The 19,741-nt window shown below is 70.1% G+C and carries 19 protein-coding genes and 2 tRNA genes; 19 read left to right on the top strand and 2 right to left on the bottom strand.

Annotation, left to right across the window (positions count from 1 at the left end):
• The first annotated feature begins 78 nt into the window (after positions 1 to 78).
• From ACYQ8Q_RS16065 to ACYQ8Q_RS16050, 4 genes are all read left to right on the top strand, one after another.
• Positions 79 to 1,311 carry a hypothetical protein gene (locus ACYQ8Q_RS16065; protein WP_460065559.1) on the top strand — a complete coding sequence of 411 codons (1,233 nt, stop codon included), beginning with the start codon at positions 79 to 81 and terminating at the stop codon, positions 1,309 to 1,311.
• Positions 1,312 to 1,537: 226 nt separating this feature from the next.
• Positions 1,538 to 3,037 carry a D-ribitol-5-phosphate cytidylyltransferase gene (locus tag ACYQ8Q_RS16060; RefSeq protein WP_460065557.1) on the top strand — a complete coding sequence of 500 codons (1,500 nt, stop codon included), beginning with the start codon at positions 1,538 to 1,540 and terminating at the stop codon, positions 3,035 to 3,037.
• Positions 3,038 to 3,195: 158 nt separating this feature from the next.
• On the top strand, positions 3,196 to 5,295 hold the full coding sequence (locus ACYQ8Q_RS16055; protein ID WP_460065555.1) for a hypothetical protein: 2,100 nt from the start codon (positions 3,196 to 3,198) through the stop codon (positions 5,293 to 5,295).
• Between the two features lie 174 nt (positions 5,296 to 5,469).
• Entirely contained in the window at positions 5,470 to 6,699 is a 1,230-nt protein-coding gene (locus ACYQ8Q_RS16050) for a glycosyltransferase family 2 protein (protein ID WP_460065553.1), read from the top strand.
• Between the two features lie 12 nt (positions 6,700 to 6,711).
• Here the strand turns inward: ACYQ8Q_RS16050 and ACYQ8Q_RS16045 are convergent, their stop codons facing one another.
• Positions 6,712 to 8,106, bottom strand: coding sequence for a polysaccharide pyruvyl transferase family protein (locus tag ACYQ8Q_RS16045; RefSeq protein ID WP_460065551.1), 1,395 nt, complete (start codon positions 8,104 to 8,106; stop codon positions 6,712 to 6,714).
• A 246-nt stretch (positions 8,107 to 8,352) separates the two neighbouring features.
• On the opposite strand from ACYQ8Q_RS16045, the gene proB reads away from it, so the two are divergent.
• The 5 genes from proB to ACYQ8Q_RS16020 all read left to right on the top strand — a co-directional run bounded on the left by proB (position 8,353) and on the right by ACYQ8Q_RS16020 (position 13,324).
• Positions 8,353 to 9,459: a glutamate 5-kinase gene (gene proB / locus ACYQ8Q_RS16040; protein WP_460073340.1), complete on the top strand. Its 1,107-nt coding sequence runs from the start codon at positions 8,353 to 8,355 to the stop codon at positions 9,457 to 9,459.
• Between the two features lie 155 nt (positions 9,460 to 9,614).
• The gene (locus tag ACYQ8Q_RS16035; protein WP_460073338.1) at positions 9,615 to 10,061 is read left to right on the top strand and encodes a hypothetical protein; all 447 of its coding nucleotides are present in this window, start codon (positions 9,615 to 9,617) and stop codon (positions 10,059 to 10,061) included.
• Positions 10,062 to 10,162: 101 nt separating this feature from the next.
• Positions 10,163 to 11,449 (top strand): glutamate-5-semialdehyde dehydrogenase, encoded by a 1,287-nt coding sequence (locus tag ACYQ8Q_RS16030; protein WP_460065548.1) that lies wholly within the window; start codon positions 10,163 to 10,165, stop codon positions 11,447 to 11,449.
• 131 nt (positions 11,450 to 11,580) lie between these two features.
• The gene (locus tag ACYQ8Q_RS16025) at positions 11,581 to 12,153 is read left to right on the top strand and encodes an SCO2584 family spore wall biosynthesis protein (protein ID WP_460065547.1); all 573 of its coding nucleotides are present in this window, start codon (positions 11,581 to 11,583) and stop codon (positions 12,151 to 12,153) included.
• Between the two features lie 100 nt (positions 12,154 to 12,253).
• The gene (locus tag ACYQ8Q_RS16020; RefSeq protein ID WP_460065545.1) at positions 12,254 to 13,324 is read left to right on the top strand and encodes an SCO2583 family membrane protein; all 1,071 of its coding nucleotides are present in this window, start codon (positions 12,254 to 12,256) and stop codon (positions 13,322 to 13,324) included.
• Positions 13,325 to 13,392: 68 nt separating this feature from the next.
• On the opposite strand, the gene ACYQ8Q_RS16015 is transcribed toward ACYQ8Q_RS16020, so the two are convergent.
• Positions 13,393 to 14,496 (bottom strand): M48 family metallopeptidase, encoded by a 1,104-nt coding sequence (locus ACYQ8Q_RS16015; RefSeq protein WP_460073336.1) that lies wholly within the window; start codon positions 14,494 to 14,496, stop codon positions 13,393 to 13,395.
• A gap of 144 nt (positions 14,497 to 14,640) precedes the next feature.
• On the opposite strand from ACYQ8Q_RS16015, the gene ACYQ8Q_RS16010 reads away from it, so the two are divergent.
• The 10 genes from ACYQ8Q_RS16010 to ACYQ8Q_RS15965 all read left to right on the top strand — a co-directional run bounded on the left by ACYQ8Q_RS16010 (position 14,641) and on the right by ACYQ8Q_RS15965 (position 19,709).
• Complete coding sequence (locus ACYQ8Q_RS16010; protein WP_359279481.1) at positions 14,641 to 14,793, top strand: hypothetical protein; 153 nt, start codon at positions 14,641 to 14,643, stop codon at positions 14,791 to 14,793.
• 109 nt (positions 14,794 to 14,902) lie between these two features.
• Complete coding sequence (locus ACYQ8Q_RS16005; protein WP_460065543.1) at positions 14,903 to 15,067, top strand: hypothetical protein; 165 nt, start codon at positions 14,903 to 14,905, stop codon at positions 15,065 to 15,067.
• 91 nt (positions 15,068 to 15,158) lie between these two features.
• Positions 15,159 to 15,785: a nicotinate-nucleotide adenylyltransferase gene (nadD, locus tag ACYQ8Q_RS16000; RefSeq protein WP_359279482.1), complete on the top strand. Its 627-nt coding sequence runs from the start codon at positions 15,159 to 15,161 to the stop codon at positions 15,783 to 15,785.
• A 16-nt stretch (positions 15,786 to 15,801) separates the two neighbouring features.
• Positions 15,802 to 17,535, top strand: a complete 1,734-nt coding sequence (locus tag ACYQ8Q_RS15995) for an LCP family protein (protein ID WP_460065542.1) — start codon at positions 15,802 to 15,804, stop codon at positions 17,533 to 17,535.
• Positions 17,536 to 17,650: 115 nt separating this feature from the next.
• Complete coding sequence (gene rsfS / locus ACYQ8Q_RS15990; RefSeq protein ID WP_460065540.1) at positions 17,651 to 18,097, top strand: ribosome silencing factor; 447 nt, start codon at positions 17,651 to 17,653, stop codon at positions 18,095 to 18,097.
• Positions 18,094 to 18,753: a histidine phosphatase family protein gene (locus tag ACYQ8Q_RS15985; RefSeq protein WP_460065539.1), complete on the top strand. Its 660-nt coding sequence runs from the start codon at positions 18,094 to 18,096 to the stop codon at positions 18,751 to 18,753. The genes rsfS and ACYQ8Q_RS15985 overlap by 4 nt, the downstream gene beginning before the upstream one ends.
• A gap of 73 nt (positions 18,754 to 18,826) precedes the next feature.
• Positions 18,827 to 18,899, top strand: a tRNA-Ala gene (locus tag ACYQ8Q_RS15980).
• A 224-nt stretch (positions 18,900 to 19,123) separates the two neighbouring features.
• Entirely contained in the window at positions 19,124 to 19,297 is a 174-nt protein-coding gene (locus ACYQ8Q_RS15975; RefSeq protein WP_107103374.1) for a hypothetical protein, read from the top strand.
• 3 nt (positions 19,298 to 19,300) lie between these two features.
• Positions 19,301 to 19,534 carry a hypothetical protein gene (locus ACYQ8Q_RS15970; protein ID WP_003976229.1) on the top strand — a complete coding sequence of 78 codons (234 nt, stop codon included), beginning with the start codon at positions 19,301 to 19,303 and terminating at the stop codon, positions 19,532 to 19,534.
• A gap of 102 nt (positions 19,535 to 19,636) precedes the next feature.
• Positions 19,637 to 19,709: transfer RNA gene (locus ACYQ8Q_RS15965), tRNA-Ala, on the top strand.
• Positions 19,710 to 19,741: the final 32 nt, after the last annotated feature.

Genomic DNA, 19,741 nt, shown 5'->3' with positions numbered 1-19,741 from the left:
GACCGGAGCCTGAGGCTCATCTGTGCCCCAGGCTCCTCTCAGCGCACTCTCAGGAACATCTCTTACCGTCCCTTGACCATGGAGACGGACTGTACGAGAGACGACGCCCCGGTGAACGCGCGCGCCGAGCTCGCGGCCATGCCCGCGCAGCGCACCCCGCAGAGCGCGCGACCGGCCCCGCTGCCCGCCGGCACCCGCCTGCTGCACATCGGCCCGCACAAAACCGGGACCACCTCGATCCAGGGCGCCCTCTTCGGGGCCAAGGAGACGATGCCGGAGTACGGCGTCGACTTCCCGGCCACGAGCAGGCACCCCATGCAGGCCGTGCTCGCGGCCTGCTCCCGGGGCGGGATGATCGGGGACACCACCCCCACCGAGCGGCACTGGCAGCAGCTCGTGGAGCAGGTGGCCGCCGGCGGCCGGAAGACCTCCGTGATCAGCAGCGAGTTCTTCGCCGACGCCCCCGACGACGCCGCCATCGAGCGGATCGTCGAGCAGCTCGGCGGTGAGCGGGTGCATGTCCTGGTCACCCTGCGGCCGCTGGCGAAGATCATGCCCTCGCAGTGGCAGCAGTACGTCCAGAACGGGCTGCGCATGGGCTACGAGGAGTGGCTGGAGCACATGCTCCGCAAGGCCCCGTACGAGAAGCCCAACCCGAGTTTCTGGCGGCGTCACCGGCACGACCGGCTCGTCGAGCGGTGGGTGCGGGTGGTCGGCGCCGACCGGGTCACCGTCGTCGTGGTGGACGACCGGGACCGCGAGGGGCTGATGCGCACCTTCGAGGCGCTGCTGGGTCTTCCGGACAAACTGCTGCAGCCGGTTCCGGACACCGCGAATCGTTCTCTCACCCTTGCCGAGACCGAAATGCTGCGGAATCTCAATAAAGAATTCCGGGGCAATGGGCTGCCGGACGAACTTTATTCGAAACTTATCCGCAACGGCGCGGTGATGCATATGAAGAACGCGTGCAGCCCGACGTCACGGGACGTGAAGATCTCCACCCCCGCGTGGGCGGTGGAGGCGGCCGCCGGGATCGGCGCCGAGATGGCCGAACGCATCACCGCAATGGGCGTACGGGTCATCGGCGATCCGGCGCTGCTGTCCGCGGTGCCCAAACCGGCCGCCTCCGACGGCGGCGAGGTCCCCCGAATGGCTCCCGAGGTGGCCGCTCAGGCCCTGTACGGGGCGCTCGCCGCGGTGGCCGAGGCGGGGGCGGGCCGGCCCGGCGCGCGCGGGGTGCACCAGACCTCCTCCCGGGAACTGGTGCGAGTCCTCGGGCATCGCTGCCTCAAGCGGCTGCGCCGTCGCTGAGCATCGTTCATCGTTACTCTCAGGTATCACTCCGCCCCTGTGGAGTTACTCACAGGATTTCCAGGGAGCATCCCCATGGGTCCCGTACACGTCTTACCAATCACCAGCGGTTCAAGGTGAATGGTGGGTGGCGCGCACATATGCAGTGAAGGGCGCTCACCTTGCATCGCGGTAACCGCAAGTGGGACCATTTCCCCGTTCCCTGTCGCCCCAAGGTAGGTCTCTGGTGTCCCAGCACATAGCCAAGCCCCGTACGACCGCAGTGATCCTGGCCGGTGGCACCGGTCAGCGTGTGGGTCTGTCGATCCCCAAGCAGCTGCTGAAGATCGCAGGCAAGGCCGTCATCGAACACACTCTGACCACCTTCGAGAAGGCCGACTCGGTCGACGACATCATCGTGCTGATGGCGCCGGGCTATGTGCCCGACATCGAGAAGATCGTCGCCAAGGCCGGGTTCAAGAAGGTCTCCAGGATCATCGAGGGCGGCGCCACCCGGAACGAGACCACCGAGCGGGCCATCACCGCCCTGGGCGAGGGCCTGGCCGAGGGCGAGGACCTCAACGTCCTCTTCCACGACGCCGTACGCCCCCTGCTCTCCCAGCGCGTCATCGACGACTGCGTGACCGCCCTGGAGCGCTACCAGGCCGTCGACGTCGCCATCCCGTCCGCCGACACCATCATCGTCACCCGGACGCACGGCGAGGACGGCGAGTTCATCACGGAGATCCCGGACCGCTCCCGGCTGCGCCGCGGCCAGACCCCGCAGGCCTTCAAGCTGTCCACCATCAAGCGGGCCTACGCGGTCGCGGCCGGCGACCCCAACTTCCAGGCCACGGACGACTGCACGGTCGTCCTGCGCTACCTGCCGGACGTGCCGATCCACGTCGTCGCGGGCGACGAGTACAACATGAAGGTCACTCAGCCGGTCGACGTCTTCATCGCCGACAAGCTGTTCCAGCTGGCCTCCACCGCCACCCCCGAGCCGTACGGCGAGGAGGTCTACCGCGAGCTGCTGACCGGCAAGACCGTCGTCGTCTTCGGCGGCTCCTACGGCATCGGCAAGGACATCTCCGAGCTCGCCGAGTCCTACGGCGCCACGGTGTACGCCCTCGGCCGCTCCACCACCGGCACGCACGTGGAGAACCCGGAGGAGGTCGACGACGCGCTGTCCAAGGCCTACAGCGAGACCGGGCGCATCGACTACGTCGTCAACACCGCCGGGGTGCTGCGCATCGGCAAGCTGGCCGAGACCGACAACGCGACCATCGAGGAAGCGCTGAAGGTGAACTACCTGGCGCCGGTGCAGATCGCCCGCTCGGCCTACAAGTACCTCGCCGAGACCAAGGGCCAGCTGCTGCTGTACACCTCCAGCAGCTACACCCGCGGCCGCGCCGAGTACAGCCTCTACTCCTCGACCAAGGCCGCCATGGTGAACCTCACCCAGGCCCTGTCCGACGAGTGGGCCGGCGACAGCATCCGGGTGAACTGCGTGAACCCGGAGCGCACGGCCACCCCCATGCGCACCAAGGCCTTCGGGCAGGAGCCCGCGGGCAGCCTGCTCTCCTCCGAGGCCGTCGCCCGCACCTCGCTCGACGTCCTCCTCTCCGAGCTCACCGGGCACGTCATCGACGTCCGCCAGCAGGACCCCACGGCCCCCGCGGGCAAGGCCTCCGGCTTCGAGCAGGCCCTGGCCTCGGTGCTCGACCGACAGGACGGCGTGGCATAATCAACCGCAAATAGCCATCGAATTTCAGGCCTCTGTGGCTCCCTGTTTACGGAGAATTCACAGAGGCCTGAAGCGTAAGAAATCCGAGACCTCCACAAAGGACTTTCCGGACTTTTTAGGCTTCTATGACCGGCACCCCTCCCAGAGCAGGTTTCTCCGTGATATCCACTGCCATTCGCGTGGCCCGGGTGGGCAGCGCGGCCGAACTGGCCGCGGCGGTCCTCATGATGCTGGGCTACCCCTGCCTCATGCTGGCCGCGCTCGTCCCGAGCACCCCCGCCTTCGCCGCCGTGGCCGCCGTGACGTACCTGGCGGACCTCTATCTCCACCGCAAGGGCACCTACCTCATCAGCCTGCTGAACAAGGTGAGGGCGGGCCTGTCCACCCGGTTCCTGGTCCGCGAGCTGCTGCTCATTCTGCTGCTGGCCCGGCTCGACCTGTCGGAGGAGCCGGTCTTCTACGCGGCGATCGCCTGCTTCACGCTCTTCTTCGGTCTCCAGGCCCCGCACGGCGCCCTGGTCACCCTGATCGGCAAGCGCCGCCAGATGCCGGTCGTCACCCGCAACGTCGACCTGGCCTCCCGGCTGACCGTCCCGGACGCCCCGCCGCGCGCGCTGCTGACCCGGGCCGGGCAGAAGATGCTCCACCTGGACCTCGCGGCCGTCGCCGGTCTGCTCGTCTGCGCCGTCACCGACGTCGACCTCGCCGGCTACGCGGGCGTCGCCGTCACCCTGCTCCTCGGCGCGCTGTACGTCGCCCTGCTGGTGCCGCACCTGCGCGCCCGCCGACTGCCGCCGAAGCCCGACAAGGTGCTGGCCACGGTGAGCGCCTGGCTGCGCGAGTACCGCCCGGAGACCGTGCTGTACTTCTCCGGCTCCAAGGAGTCCGCCTACCAGGTCAACATGTGGCTGGAGACCATGGAGCAGCTGGACACCCGGCCGCTGATCATCCTGCGTGAGCGCTCCGTCCTGGAGCGGATGGCGCCCACGACGGTCCCTGTCATCTGCGTGCCCGGGGGGGTGCACCTGATGAACATGGACCTCTCCATGGTGCGGGTCACGTTGTACGCCGCGAACGTCGGCAAGAACATCCACATGCTGCGCGTGCCCACCATGAAGCACGTCTTCATCGGCCACGGCGACAGCGACAAGCTCGCCAGCGTCAACCCGTTCAGCAAGGTGTACGACGAGGTGTGGACCGCCGGCCGGGCCGGCCGCGACCGCTACGCCATCGCCGACGTCGGCATCCGCGACGAGGACATCGTCGAGGTCGGCCGCCCGCAGCTCGCGCCCATCAGGACCTGGGAGGGCGCGCCGAAGGACCGCATCCCGACCGTGCTGTACGCGCCCACCTGGGAGGGCTGGGACGACAACCCGGGCAACACCTCCATCCTGCTGGCCGGCGAGAACATCGTGAAGAAGCTGATCGCCGCCGAGCCCCCGGTCCGCGTCCTGTACAAGCCGCACCCGTTCACCGGCACCCGCAGCGCCGCGGCCGGCGCCGCGCACCGCCGCATCACCGGCCTCATCAAGAAGGCCGCCGAGCAGCGCGCCGGCGACTCCCGCTTCCAGGGCGACGCGGCGGCCCAGGCCGCGGCGCAGACCGAGCTGACCCGGCTCAAGGCCCGCCTGGACGACCTCTCGCTCTCCTTCGACGAGAAGGCGGACGAAGCGGTGACCAGCCGCGACGGCATCGTCGACGTGCGCAAGCACGAGGAGGCGGCCCGGCTGCGCACCGAGTGGAACGACGCCTACTGGCGGTCCTTCCCCGACTTCGAGCACCGGGTGGTCACCGGCGCCGAACCGCGCCTGTACGACTGCTTCAACGCCGCCGAGGCGATGGTCTCCGACATCTCCAGCGTGGTCTCCGACTTCATCGCGAGCGGCAAGCCGTACGCCGTCACGGACTCCGCGGAGCTGGGGACGGAGGAGTTCCGGCGGCAGAACACCGCGGTGCGCGCGGCGGTGATCCTCACCAACTCCGCCGCGGAGCTGGACCAGTTGCTCGGTGCGGTGCGCGACCCGGCCGCCGACGCGCTGGCGGAGGACCGCAAGGAGCTCAAGGAGTACCTGCTCGGTCCCGACGAGCCGACCTCCCTCGCGCAGTTCAACACCGCCGTCGCCGACCTCGCCCTCAAGGCCGAGGCCCGCAATGTCGGCCAGGCCTCCCGGGCCGCCGCCGCGGAGGACGCGGCCGGCGCGGCCGGTACGGCGACCGGCGGCGGCGCTGAACTGACCAACGGTGTTACGGCAGGCTGACGCCCCTGTGACGAAGGGCCCGGTCCCCGGAGACGTTCTCCGGAGACCGGGCCCTTCGGCGTCCTGTGATGTGGAACACCTTCCGATGCGGGGACAACCCCTTGACCGAGCCGACCGTCTATCGGGTTGCCGGAACATTGAACAGGGGGAACCGTTGCGTGATGCGAGGGAAAAGTGACTCTTGCCCAGCCTGACGTCACGGTGATCATCGGGGCGTACGAAGCGATGCCGTATCTGGTCGAATGCCTCGCGTCGGTCGAGGCACAGACGCTGGACCCGGAGCGGATCGAGGTCGTGGCCGTCGACGACGGCTCCGAGGACGGCACCGGGGACCACCTGGAGGAGTTCGCCGCACGCGCTCCCATGCGGGTCACGGTGATCCGTCAGGAGAACTCCGGCGGGCCCAGCGGCCCGCGCAACGTCGGCCTGGAGAGAGCCACCGGACGGTACGTGTTCTTCCTGGACGCCGACGACCGGCTCGGCGCCGAGGCGCTGGAGCGGATGGTCGCCATGGCCGACCGCAACGGCACCGATGTCTGCCTCGGCAGGGTCGAGGGCGTCAACCGCAAGGCCCCCCGGTCGATGTGGGGCAGGAACCAGGACCGTACGGACGTCTTCTCCTCCAACATCAAGTTCACGCTCAGCGCCCAGAAGCTGTTCCGCCGCGCCCTGCTGGAGCGCCACCACATGCGCTTCGACGAGTCGCTGTGGACCGGCGAGGACGCGCTGTTCACGATGGAGGCCTATCTGCGGGCCGACGGCGTCTCGATCGTCGCCGACTACACCTGCTACTACCTGGTGGGCCGCGACGACGGCAAACACGTGACCAAGAGCGGCGGTTACCAGCTGCGCTTCGACTCCGCGCGTGCCCTGATGGGCCTGCTGGAGCGGATGGTCCCGCCCGGCCCGAAGCGGGACGTGCTCATGGTGCGGCCCTTCCAGGTCACGCTGCTGCCGCAGTTCGGCCCGGTCTTCCTCCGGCAGGACGAGGACGTCCGGCGCACCAAGTTCGAGCTGGCCGAACCGCTGATGGACGCCTACTGGAACGAGGGCGTCGCCCAGCGGCTGAAGGTCCACGAGCGGCTGCGGCTCCAGCTGGTGGCCATGCGGCGCCCGGACCTCCTGGTGGACGTCCTGGAGTTCATGAAGGCCAAGCGCGAGCCCGGCGCCGTCCTGAAGAAGGGCGGCACCCAGCTCTATCTGGCCTACCCCGGCTACCGCTCCCGCAAGGACGGGATCCCCGACCGGGTCTACCTCGCCGAACCGCGCGAGGCCAAGGCGTACCCGGGATGGCGGGCGACCCCGGCCGAGACCTTCCTGCGCGGCGCGACCCGCAAGGTGCGGCGCAAGCTGCGGCGGCTGAAGAAGCGGGTGACCGGGCCGCACGGCCGGGTGGCCGCCTGAGGGCCCGGGGTGTCACTTCGCGGGCTTCAGCGCCCGGCCCATCACCCGGCGCGCCCTGCGGTAGATCGAGGGCGTCGGGGAGGTCAGGGCGGCGGCGGCCTTGGCGGCCGCCTTCGCCCCCGCCCGGGACTTCGCCAGCTCCCGCTTCAACTGGGTGTTGTGGGTGTCCAGTTCGGTGATGCGCTGCTGCAGCCAGCCGAACCGGCTCGTCAGCGAGGCGACATCCGCGTCGTTCCAGGGGCGCAGCCCCTCCGGGAAGCGCAGCGCGCGCAGCTGTTCGTCGAAGGCCTTGCCGCCGTCGCCGTGCGTGAAGGTGTTCTCCAGCCCGTTCTTGTCGAGGAACGAGGTGAACCGGTCGAACCGCTCCTGGTGGTTGCCGGTGAGCGCGCTGAAGTCGGCCTCCTCGTACAGCTCGGCCGGGTCGATGTCCGCGGGCACCTCGCTCAGCAGCCGGTGCGGGATCTCGAAGTAGCGGCACAGCTCCAGGGTGCGCGAGTCGAAGGCCAGCACGGTGGCCGGCGTCCCCGCCAGCAGGGCCGCGATGTTGCCGTGGATGCGCGAGCCGAACGAGTAGTCGAACTCCTTCAGGTCGTCGATCCAGGTGACCGGGTCGATGTACACCCGGACCTTGTCCTCCCGGTACATCGGGTGGTCGGGGTGGGACGGCATCTCGCGGACCCGGCCGGCCGGGGAGTCGGTGTCGCGCCAGTGCAGCTGACGGGCGTCGGTGAGGTTCTGCCCGATGTAGCGCAGGTGGGGGTAGTTCTCGTGGGCCCGTCTGAGGATCTTGCTCAGGCCGCCGCGCACCGCGGTGTGCGAGCCGTTGGTGGAGATCCTGGACTCGGGGGTGATGGCCGCCACCCGCTTGGTCACCTCGAGCCGCTCGCCGTGCATGAACAGCGACGGGCAGCCGATGATCTCGACGTCCTTGAAGCCCATGTCGGTGAGGTACTTCGCGGTGAACTCGCCGCGCACGCCGATGGAGGCGCTGTGGTCCAGCACCGCGGAGACGAAGCCCTTCACGGTGGACTCCATGGACTTCAGCCGCGCCGGGTCGTTGTCCAGTCCGGCCTGGGCGCCGACGCCGACCACCACGACGGGGATCTTCAGCTTCGAGATCAGCTGCGTCAGCCGCTTGAGCGGGGCCTCGAACGTCGGCCGGAAGGCGTTGGCCAACGGCACGACGAACGCGTCGTACTCCTCGTTGATCCGTCCCGCGGCGCTGACCTGGGTCGCGATGCCGTTGGACACCACCTCGGCGCTGCCGGGCACAGTGAGGATCTTGTGCGTGGCATCGCTGAATATCAGATTGCCCGAATTGGTGGCAAAGACGTCGCGGTGGAGGGCTTCCTCGACGGGGACCACGTCGAAGGGGCTCTTCCCCGACCTGAGGAGTATGCGCTTCACAGGGCGAACTGTAGGTGACACAAACTTCAAAATAAATTTGTATTCCCTTCAGATTCCATGTGGAACCGGTACAACCTTTTTGCCGTACGCGAAGAGTGAGCAAACGATTACGCTGACGGACCGTCCGGGGGCTGGAACTCGCGCGCGGCCCCGGGGTCCGTTCGCGTAGATTGCGAGCAGGCCCGGAAGGGCCCGGAACAGCCGCGCGAGGGGACGAAGAACAAGGTGGCAGGCGTAAGGCAGGCCGTGGGCGAGGCCCGCAGGATCGTCGTCAAGGTGGGCTCCTCGTCGCTGACCACGGCAGCCGGGGGACTGGACGCCGACCGCGTCGACGCCCTCGTCGACGTCCTCGCCAAGATCCGCAGCGGCGGCGAACGTGAGATTGTCCTCGTTTCCTCCGGCGCCATCGCCGCCGGCCTCGCCCCGCTGGGCCTGCGCCGCCGCCCCCGCGACCTGGCCCGCCAGCAGGCCGCCGCCAGCGTCGGCCAGGGCCTCCTCGTCGCCCGCTACACCGCCTCCTTCGCCCGCTACGCCGTCCGCGTCGGACAGGTGCTGCTGACCAGCGACGACATGAGCCGCCGCGCCCACCACCGCAACGCCTCGCGCACCCTCGACAAGCTGCTCGCGATGGGCGCGTTCCCCATCGTCAACGAGAACGACACCGTCGCCACCGACGAGATCCGCTTCGGCGACAACGACCGCCTCGCCGCGCTCGTCGCCCACCTCGTCCACGCCGACCTGCTGGTGCTCCTGTCCGACGTGGACGGCGTCTACGACGGCGACCCCAGCAGGCCGGGCACCTCCCGGATCGCCGAGGTGCGCGGCCCCGAGGACCTCGCGGACGTCGAGATCGGCAGCGCCGGCAAGGCGGGCGTCGGCACTGGCGGCATGGTCACCAAGGTCGAGGCCGCCCGGATCGCGACCGGCGCCGGCATCCCCGTGGTCCTCACCAGCGCCGTGCACGCCGCCGACGCCCTCGCCGGCAAGGACACCGGCACCTACTTCCACCCCACCGGCAAGCGCTCCGCCGAGCGGCTGCTCTGGCTGCAGCACGCCTCCACCCCACAGGGCTCGCTCACCCTGGACGACGGCGCGGTGCGCGCCGTCGTCGAGCGGCGCACGTCGCTGCTGCCCGCCGGGATCGCCGGGGTCGAGGGCGAGTTCAGCGCGGGCGACCCCGTCGAGCTGCGCGACACCGCCGGACGCGCGGTGGCCCGCGGCCTCGTCAACTTCGACGCCAAGGAGATCCCCCGGCTGATCGGGCGGTCCACCCGCGAGCTGGCGCGCGAGCTGGGCGCGGAGTACGAGCGGGAGGTCGTCCACCGCGACGACCTGGTGATCCTCCACCCCTGAGGCCGTCGAACGGCTGTCTGCGGAGAGCCCCGAACGGTCCGTACCGGTGGGGGACGTTCCGTGAAACCGCCCCATGGAGCCGTGCGGCCTGCTCAACTTTGTCTCAGGGAGACCAGTTGCACGAGCGCTGCGTAAAGGAGGCCGTCGTGAGACGAGTGCGCCCCGGGGTGGCAGCGGCGCGTGGGAGCGGCGGCGCGGCGGGCGAGGAACGCGCGCTGACCAGCGTGGCGGCGGGGGAGCGGTACGAGGGACCGGCCGATCTGCCCCGGCTCTGGCACGTCACCCTCAGCGTCTCCGGCGAGGAGGCCCCGCTGGGGGAGGTCCGGCGCGCCCTCGAACAGCTCGCCCACGACCACCCCTTCCTCCTGACCAGCCGCTACGCGGGCGATCACGCGGAGATCCGCTACTGGGAGGAGGCCCGCGACCTCCATGACGCCGCCGCCGTCGCGCTGCGCCTGTGGGGTGAGCACCGGCGCACCTCGCAGCTGCCGCCCTGGGAGATCGTCGGCCTCGAGGTGATCGACCGGGAGACCTACCACCAGCGCATCGCCGAGGGCTACGGCCCCCGACCGGCCAGCCCGGTCGGCGTTCACCCCTTCTGACCTCCCTGTCTCCGTCCGCCGTCCCGCCGCGTACGTCTCGGTGCTTGGGACGGCCTGTGGACAACCATGGCCCCCTCCGCCCGGCGCACTACCCTTCCCGTATGACCACGCTCTCCCCGTACGACGCCATGTCCCCGGTCACCCAGGCCGCCTACCGTGCCAAGGCGGCCGCCGCCGACCTCGCGCCACTGCCCCGGGCCGCCAAGGACGACGCGCTGCTCGCCATCGCGGACGCGCTGGAGGTCCGTACGAGCGAGATCGTCGAGGCCAACGCCAAGGACATCGCCAGGGCCCGCGAGGCCGGCACCGCCGAGTCCGTCATCGACCGGCTGACCCTCACCCCGGAGCGGGTCCGGGCCATCGCCTCCGACGTACGGGACGTCGTCGCCCTGCCCGACCCGGTCGGCGAGGTCGTCCGCGGCTCCACCCTCCCCAACGGCATCGACCTGCGCCAGGTCCGCGTCCCGCTGGGCGTCGTCGGCATCATCTACGAGGCCCGCCCGAACGTGACGGTGGACGCCGCCGCCCTCTGCCTGAAGTCCGGCAACGCGGTCCTCCTGCGCGGCTCCGCCTCCGCCTACGAGTCCAACACCGCCCTCGTCCGGGTCCTGCGGGACGCCGTCGGCGGCGCCGGGCTGCCCGCCGACGCCGTCCAGCTGGTGCCCGGCGAGGGCCGGGAGTCCGTGCACGAGCTGATGCGCGCCCGCGGCCTGGTCGACGTCCTCATCCCGCGCGGCGGCGCCTCCCTGATCCAGACCGTGGTCATGGAGTCCAAGGTCCCCGTCATCGAGACCGGCACCGGCAACTGCCACGTCTACGTCGACGCCCAGGCCGACATCGACATGGCGATCGACATCCTGATCAACTCCAAGGCCCAGCGGGTCAGCGTCTGCAACGCCGCCGAGACCCTCCTGGTGCACCAGGACATCGCCGCCGAGTTCCTGCCCCGCGCCCTGGACGCCCTCGCCGAGGCCGGGGTCACCGTCCACGCCGACGAAAGGGTCCTGGCGTACGCCAAGGACTCCAAGGCGACCGTCGTGGAGGCCACGGCAGAGGACTGGGAGACCGAGTACCTCTCCTACGACATCGCCGCCGCCGTCGTCGACTCCCTCGACAAGGCCGTCGAGCACATCCGGCTGTGGACCTCCGGCCACACCGAGGCGATCGTCACCACCTCGCAGCAGGCGGCCCGCCGGTTCACCCAGCTGGTCGACTCCACCACGGTCACGGTGAACGCCTCCACCCGGTTCACCGACGGCGGCCAGTTCGGCTTCGGCGCGGAGATCGGCATCTCCACCCAGAAGCTGCACGCCCGGGGCCCGATGGGCCTGCCGGAGCTGACCAGCACCAAGTACATCGTCACCGGCGACGGACACGTACGGCGCTGACGCACGGCCGTGGGCGGCGGCCGTGGGACGGCTGTGGGACGGCCGTGAAAGGGCCGTGAGAGGCGTCTCATCCGGTGGACGAATTTCCCTACCGCCTGCCCAAATTGACCCCCCAGGTCTACTCTGGAACCGTGCCGGAGGACGTGGGGGGCACGCCGTTCCCTGACGGCTGGGAGCCCGACGACGACCACGACCGCGGGGTGTCGGACGAAGAGTTCGCCTCCGTGGTCTTCGACGAGGCCTTCGTACGGGCGGCCGTGGTGCACGAGCCGTCCGCCGTGGAGCGCCTCCTGGCCGCCGCCGAGGCGAGAGCCGAGGCCTCCGAGGCCGAGGCCCGCCGCGCTCGCGCGCGCGGCGACCGCTACGACGACGCGTACGGCCCCGACGGCCCCGGCGATTTCGGCCATGATCCGGACTTCGACGATCTGGACGACGACGACCCGGACGGCCACCACGGTCCCTTCGGGCCGTACGGCAAACAGGTCCGCTGGCACCGCCCCGTCGCCTGGATGCTCGCCGTCGTGATGGGCGTCGGCATGGTCGCGCTGGCCTTCGCGGCGGTCTACCGGGGCTCCTCCTCCAGCAGCCGGGACCAGGTGCCGCCGCCCGCCTCCACGGGGCTGGAACAAGGCGGCGCGGCCACGCCCTCCGCCTCCGCCGCCCCGTCCCGGTCGACGGTCTCCGCGATACCCCGCACTCCCTGAGGCCCGGGCCCGTCCGGCGCGGCCAACCTGGTGAGAACCTGTCAGAACTTGTCGCGCAGCGGGGCGTTTACCCGGGCCCCGCGCGACCTACCCTGAAAGTATGAGCGGGCCTGGCGACCCACCGGAGGGGACCCCCGAGGGCGCTCCCGGAGGTGGAGAGGACGAGTACCGATCCGTCGTCTTCGACGAATCGTTCGTCCGCGCTGCCCGCCTCCAGGAGTACTCGGCCCTGGAGCGCATGGCCGACCACGCGCCCGCCGTCCGCCGCCGCCCGCCCCTGCACCGGGGCCTGTCCCGGCAGGCCCTGATCCTGGTCCTGCTGATCGCCGTCGCCTTCGGCACCGCGATCTACATGGGCGTACGCAACCCGTACCAGAGCTCCGCCACCCGGCGGGCCGTGGAACCCCTGCGGATGACCGTCGTCCCGCTGGCCCCGCAGGGAGCGGTGCCCGGCACCGCCGACACCGGGACGCTGTTCGCCCACAGCCCGGCCGCGCAGTTCCGCGTCGGCGCCGAGGGGATCCCGCTGCCGGCCGCCCGGCGCACCGCGCACTTCTCCGACAGCCAGGTCGTCACCGCCCTGACCACCGCCAAGGAGTACCTGGTGCGCTCCTCCCTCTACCCGGAGGTGCTCACCGGGCAGGAGGTACAGCCGGTGCGCGGGCTGATCGACGCCGAGCAGCTCGACCAGTTCGACGAGAGCTTCAGCCGTCCGGCGGCCGACGGGCGGCACGCGCCGACCGGCTGGCTGGTGCGCTTCGACCCCGCCCGGGTGGAGCTGGCCGACCGCAAGGTCCGGGTCCAGGGCACGCTGACCGTCACCGAGACCGACTCGGCGACGCTGGAGGTCACCGCGGACCACACCTTCGTGTACGCGCTGCGGCCGGCCGGGGCCGACGCGAAGGCGCCGGCCTCCCTGTTCACCGTCCACCGTGAGCTGCTGTTCCGGTTCGACCGGGAGGATCTGCGGACCCGCCAGACACAGATCGTCTCGGCGACCGTGCAGGCGGGGCCGCTGTCCTGCGCGGAGGATTCCGCGAACCGTCTGCGGCCGCTGCTGGCCGGCCAGACCGCCGAGGCGGGCGGTCCGGCCGGGACCGACCCCTTTGCGACCGGCGGTGCGATGCAGTTGTGCGGGACGCTGGCGGCCAGTGCGGAGCCGAAGTTCTGAGGCTGCGGGCCGGTGGGGGCTGGTCGCGCCCACGCGGCGGAGCCGCACATCGATACGGCCTCGCGCCCTTAAGGGGCGCTGGCCGCCGGGGGCTCCTCGTTCCCCTCGTTCCCCTCGTTCCTCTCCGGCGTGCTCGTGAAGCCGTCGAAGCCCCGCCGCACCCGGCCGCCCAGGCCGCCGGCGCCGCCCGCGATGTCGGTGACCAGCTTCATCAGCGGGTCCTTGGAGGTCTTGATGTTGGTCGCGTAGTGGGAGGCGGACTCGCGGAAGGAGTCGGAGACCGAGGTGTTCTTGTCCTCGTCACGGCGCGGGTAGTGGCCGTCCATGATCCGCTGGTGGTCGCGGGACTCGGCCCACTTCTTCAGCTCCGCCGCCCGGACCGTGGCGAACGGGTGCGTACGGGGCAGGACGTTCAGGATCTTCAGGACGGAGTCGCGCAGGTCGCCGCTCTCCTCGTATTCCTCGGCCTGCTTCAGGAACGCGTCCACGTTCATCTCGTGCAGATGGTTGCCGCCGGCCAGCTTCATCAGGCCGCGCATCGAGGCCTTCAGGTCCTGGCCGACGAGGAGGCCCGCGCGGTCGGCGGACAGCTCCGACTTGCGGAACCACTCGCGCAGCGCCGTGACGATCGCCATGATCGCGATGGTGCCCAGCGGGATCCAGGCGACCCGGATGGCGAGGTTCGTCAGGAAGAGCAGGATCGTGCGGTACACCGCGTGCCCGGACAGGGCGTGGCCCACCTCGTGGCCGATGACGGCCCGCATCTCCTCCTCGTCGAGCAGCTCGACGAGACCGGTGGTGACCACGATGATCGGCTCGTCCAGGCCGATGCACATCGCGTTCGGCTGCGGGTCCTGGTTGACGTACATCGGCGGGACCTTCTCCAGGTCCAGGATGTAGCAGGCGTCCCGCAGCATGTCGTTGAGGTGCGTGAACTGCTGGTCGGAGACCCGCACCGAGTCGGACAGGAACAGCAGCCTCAGGCTCCGCTCGGGCAGCAGCCCGCTGAGCGCCTTGAACACCGTGTCGAACCCGCTCAGCTTGCGCAGCGCCACCAGGGCGGAGCGGTCGGCCGGGTGCTCGTACGCGCGCGAGGAGATCCCGGGGAACCGGGTGCGCTGCCTGCTCGGCACGTTCTCGGAGCCGTTGTTCTGGCGGCCGTCGTCGGACATGTACTCCCCCATGTGCGTCTGTGTGGCCCTTGTGGTGCGGCCCGCCCTTTGCGGACCCTTGTGCGGCCCTTTGCGCCCCCGAAGCAGAGCCCAGCCTAGGCGGAGTTACCGTGGACGGGCACTACACCGAAGGAGTCCCGAACCATGGAGCAGCACCCCGCGGCCGCCTGGCTGACCGAGGCCGCCCAGCAGCAGGGGGCGGGGAACCTTCTCCGTGTCGTACTGATCGTGATGATCCTGGGCTGTGTGCTCACCGCGTGGTTCGTACTGCGGGGCTACAAGCGGAAGGACGACTGAGTCCGCGCGAAGGTTCCCATTGGCGGAGTCGGCGTGATCGCCGCGGAGCGCCCCGCATACGATGGGCCGACATCTTTATCCCGCCCACACCGGATAGGTCGTCCCGAAGATGAGCCTTCACAGCGCCGCCGCCCAGCTGGTCACCCTCGCCGCCGAGGGCGAGGAGCACGGTGGCAACCACGAGAGCCTGAACCCGCTGGTCACCGGCGGTGGCGCCTTCATCGTCCTGATGCTCCTGCTCTGGATCACCACGCGCTTCAACCGCGACCGCTGAGGCACACCGTGTTCATACCGGGGTGGATACCGGGGTACTTCGGGCATCGGCCGGCCGGTGCCCTCAGGACGGGCCGGTAGGGTCTGCACGCATGGGAGAGCAGGACATGCCTACCGGCCCGTCGAACCCGGGCAAGCGCCGTCTGGGCGTCATGGGCGGAACGTTTGATCCGATCCACCACGGACACCTCGTGGCGGCCAGCGAAGTCGCCGCGCAGTTCCACCTGGACGAGGTCGTGTTCGTCCCGACCGGTGAGCCCTGGCAGAAGAGCCACCGCCGGGTCTCCCCGGCCGAGGACCGCTATCTGATGACGGTCATCGCGACCGCCGAGAACCCCCAGTTCTCGGTCAGCCGTATCGACATCGACCGCGGCGGTGCCACCTACACCGTGGACACCCTGCGCGACCTGCGGGCCCTCAACCCCGACACGGACCTCTTCTTCATCACCGGTGCCGACGCCCTCGGCCAGATCCTGACCTGGCGCGACAGCGAGGAGCTGTTCTCCCTGGCGCACTTCATCGGGGTCACCCGGCCCGGCCACCACCTCACGGACCCCGGTCTCCCGGAGGGCGGCGTCTCCCTCGTGGAGGTTCCCGCGCTGGCCATCTCCTCGACGGACTGCCGTGCGAGAGTCGCCAAGGGAGACCCCATCTGGTACATGGTGCCGGACGGAGTCGTGCGTTACATCGACAAGCGCGAGCTGTACCGCGGCGAGTGAGCCGAGAGGGGTACCGGTGAACGACCGATATGACGCGGGGTACGGGGGCGACCCGTACGGGGGCGACCCCTACGAGCTCGTGGGCTACGACGAGTACGGGCAGCCGGTCTACCGGCAGGTGACGCCCGCCCAGCCGCCCCAGCAGCAGGGCTACGACCCCTACGGGCAGCAGGGGCAGCAGGGGTACCAGAACCAGCAGGGCTACGGGTACGACATGTACGCCCAGGGCGGTCAGCAGGCACCCCCCTACGACCCGTACGACACCGGGGTGCAGCAGACCGGTGCCGGCTACGCCTCCTACGACCCCTACGGGCAGACCGTCGTGGGCGGACAGCAGCCGCGGGCCGAGCAGCCCCGTACCGCCGAGCAGACCGCGTACATCCCGCAGCAGGCCGGACCACCGGCCGAGGACGAGACGGCGGGGACGGACGAGCGGGCCGGTGACGAGACGCCCGAGGGGGACGGCCGGGAGTACCACACCGCGCAGTTCGCGTTCGTGGAGGAGCCCGACGGCGACTCCGAGGACGTCATCGACTGGCTGAACTTCACCGAGAACCGCACCGAGCGCCGCGAGGAGGCCAAGCGCCGCGCCCGCAGCCGGATCGTCGCGCTCACCGTCGTCCTCGCCCTGGTGGCGGTCGGCGGCGTGGGCTACCTCTGGTTCGCCGGGAAGCTGCCCGGACTGTCCTCGTCCTCCGGCTCCAAGGCCGGCACCACCACCGCGAGCTCTGCCCAGAAGCGGGACGTGATCGTCGTCCACCTGCACAACACCTCCGGGGGCGGCACCAGCACGGCGCTGCTGGTCGACAACACCACCACCAAGCGGGGCACCACCGTCCTGCTGCCCAACTCCCTCGTCCTCACCGACACGGACGGCACCACCACGACCCTCGCCAAGTCCGTCGACGACGACGGCTCCGACGGCACCCGCGACGCCCTGGACACCGTCCTCGGCACCGACATCGAGGGCACCTGGCGGCTGGACACCCCCTATCTGCAGAACCTGGTCGACCTCGTCGGCAACATCGAGGTCGACACCGACACCGACGTCCCCGACCCGGCCGCCAAGAAGAAGGGCCAGGCCCCCCTCGTCAACAAGGGCGAGGACCAGACACTCAGTGGCAAGATGGCCGTCGCCTACGCCACCTACCGCGCCTCCGGCGAGGCCCAGAACGCCCAGCTGGAGCGGTTCGGGCAGGTCATGCAGGGCATCCTGCGCAAGGTGTCCTCCGACGCGTCGGCCGCGACCACCACCGTCGAGACGCTCGCCCAGATCCTGGACCCCTCCCTCACCGACAAGGACCTCGGCACCTTCCTCGCCAAGCTCTCCGACCTCGCCAAGGGCGGCGACTACAAGACCGCCCTGCTGCCGGTCCAGGCGGACGGCACGCTCAGCGCCGACGACAGCGCGAGCGTCGTCAAGGACGTCCTCGGCGGCACCGCGAAGAGCCCCGACAAGGACGCGGCCGTCAGCGTCTCCGTGCAGAACGCCAGCGGCACCAAGGCCGACACCGAGGACGCGCGCGTGGTGCTCCTCAACGGCGGCTTCACCTTCCTGGACGGCGGCACGGCCTCGGCCGCGCAGAGCGCCTCCCAGGTGCTGTACGCGGACGCCGCCGACAAGGAGAACGCCACCGAGGTCGCCAAGACCCTGGGCCTGCCCACCAGCACGGTGAAGAAGGGGAAGGTCTCCGGGAACGCGGACGTGTCCGTCGTCCTCGGCCAGGACTACGACCCTTCGTCGTCCTAGGTCCCCCTGCGGCAGCACCCCCCCTCGCGACCTGGTGATCCCTTAATCGCGTGGGGGGCCGTCGGTGGTCCGTGAGACCCTTGAGGGCAAACGACCGCCGACGGAAAGCCACGCAGTGACCGCCACCGACCGCTCCATCGAGCTCATCACCGCCGCCGCCCAGGCGGCCGCCGACAAGCTCGCGCACGACATCATCGCCTACGACGTCAGCGACGTGCTGTCGATCACGGACGCCTTCCTGCTGGCCTCCGCGCCCAACGACCGTCAGGTCAAGTCGATCGTCGACGAGATCGAGGAGCGGCTGCAGAAGGAGCTCGGCGCCAAGCCGGTCCGCCGCGAGGGCGACCGCGAGGCCCGCTGGGTCCTCCTCGACTACGTCGACATCGTCGTCCACGTCCAGCACAGCGAGGAGCGCGTCTTCTACGCCCTGGAGCGGCTGTGGAAGGACTGCCCCGAGCTGGAGCTGCCCGAGGACGCCCGGGCCACCAAGGGCAAGGCCGCGGAGTACGCCAAGCTGCGGGCCGAGGAGGACGACACCGCCGGCTTCGGGGAACCGCGGTGAGCGCCGCCGACCGCGGCCCCGGCCGGGGCCGGCGCGTCATCCTGTGGCGGCACGGCCAGACCGCGTGGAACGTGGAGCGGCGCTTCCAGGGCACCACGGACGTCGAGCTGACCGAGACCGGCGTCGCCCAGGCCCGCCGTGCCGCCCGGCTGCTGGCCTCCCTCAAGCCGGACGCCATCGTCGCCTCCGACCTCTCGCGCGCCGCGGCCACCGCCGCCGAGCTGGCCGTGCTCACCGGTCTGGAGATCACCCACGACGAGGCCCTGCGCGAGACCTACGCGGGGGTGTGGCAGGGGCTGACGCACGAGGAGATCGTCGACCGGTACGGCGACGAGTACGCGGCGTGGAAGCGCGGCGAGCCGGTCCGCCGCGGCGGCGGCGAACTGGAGACCGAGGTCGCCGACCGGGCCGCGCCCGTGGTGCTGCGGCACGCCGAGAAGCTGCCCGAGGACGGCACGCTCGTCGTGGTCAGCCACGGCGGCACCATCCGCACCACGATCGGCCGCCTCCTCGGCCTGGAGGCACACCACTGGGAGAGCCTCGGCGGCCTCTCCAACTGCTGCTGGTCCGTCCTCGGTGACGGTGCCCGCGGCTGGCGCCTGCTCGAGCACAACGCCGGCACCCTGCCGGAACCGGTGCTCGGCGACGACGACTGAGCCGATTTCGCTTTCCGGCAGGTCGCAGGCTAAAGTTCTTCTTGTTCGGCCCGCGGGAGCGGGGAGAACAGATGGGGCTATAGCTCAGTTGGTAGAGCGCCTGCATGGCATGCAGGAGGTCAGGAGTTCAATTCTCCTTAGCTCCACAGCGACAGGACCCCGTCCGATCGACTCGATCGGACGGGGTCCTTCTCGTTCCTGCCACCTCTGAGCGAAGCGCACTTGAGTCGGAAGCGCCTCACCAGGCGTATACCTCTGCGGAGGCGCCGATGTGTCCGGACTGGTACTGCGGCGTCGCTGACCGTATTGGCCCGGCCGTGGCAGAATCAAACGGCCGGAAGGGGGCGCGGCCCGACGGGAGGGAGTAGCGATGCCTGCGAGCATCCTCGGAGAGGTCGGCCACCTCTCCGGAGCGGCGTTGACACGGGGCAAGGCCACCCGGCTCAGCTGCCCTTCCTGCGGTTCGGCGTTCGTGGCCCAGGTTCTCGGCGACAACGGCGGGATCTCCTACGTGTGCACGGCCTGCGGCCACAGCTGGAGCTGATTCATGGGTGCACACAGGCGGAAGTGCGACTGGTGCGGCAGCGGCACCCCGATCGTCCGTGACATGGAGCCGGTCAACCCCGACTACCAGTACTGGTGCGAGGAATGCGCACGGGCGCTGATCATAAAAGGCGACCCCATCGAGACGTACCGCGAGCTGGAGGGCGAGCCGATCTACGGCCGGCTGCTCGAGGAGCACTGCACGCTCAAGCGGTTCTATTCGTTCGTCACCGCTTGACATTCCGGCCAAAATGGACAGAACGGAAACGATTTGGTGGTCCACCCCCTGGACCGTGTAATGTTGGCGTCGCCGCCAGGGAAACCAGGCGGACCAAAGCAAGGGGCTATAGCTCAGTTGGTAGAGCGCCTGCATGGCATGCAGGAGGTCAGGAGTTCAATTCTCCTTAGCTCCACAGTAGAAAGATCCCGCCGGGTCGAATCCGAC

The organism is Streptomyces sp. YKOK-I1 (genome assembly GCF_054660435.1).
Note: the sequence above shows the minus strand (reverse complement) of the source record. Positions and strands in the feature narration are given on the sequence as shown.

Bases quoted from the DNA above. Each gene is read 5' to 3' on its own strand.
- ACYQ8Q_RS16065 (WP_460065559.1), top strand. From the start codon at position 79: ATGGAGACGGACTGTACGAGAGACGACGCCCCGGTGAACGCGCGCGCC.
- ACYQ8Q_RS16030 (WP_460065548.1), top strand. From the start codon at position 10,163: ATGACCACGCTCTCCCCGTACGACGCCATGTCCCCGGTCACCCAGGCC.
- ACYQ8Q_RS16020 (WP_460065545.1), top strand. From the start codon at position 12,254: ATGAGCGGGCCTGGCGACCCACCGGAGGGGACCCCCGAGGGCGCTCCC.
- ACYQ8Q_RS16015 (WP_460073336.1), bottom strand. From the start codon at position 14,496: ATGTCCGACGACGGCCGCCAGAACAACGGCTCCGAGAACGTGCCGAGC.
- ACYQ8Q_RS16010 (WP_359279481.1), top strand. From the start codon at position 14,641: ATGGAGCAGCACCCCGCGGCCGCCTGGCTGACCGAGGCCGCCCAGCAG.
- ACYQ8Q_RS16005 (WP_460065543.1), top strand. From the start codon at position 14,903: ATGAGCCTTCACAGCGCCGCCGCCCAGCTGGTCACCCTCGCCGCCGAG.
- nadD (WP_359279482.1), top strand. From the start codon at position 15,159: ATGGGAGAGCAGGACATGCCTACCGGCCCGTCGAACCCGGGCAAGCGC.
- ACYQ8Q_RS15975 (WP_107103374.1), top strand. From the start codon at position 19,124: ATGCCTGCGAGCATCCTCGGAGAGGTCGGCCACCTCTCCGGAGCGGCG.
- ACYQ8Q_RS15970 (WP_003976229.1), top strand. From the start codon at position 19,301: ATGGGTGCACACAGGCGGAAGTGCGACTGGTGCGGCAGCGGCACCCCG.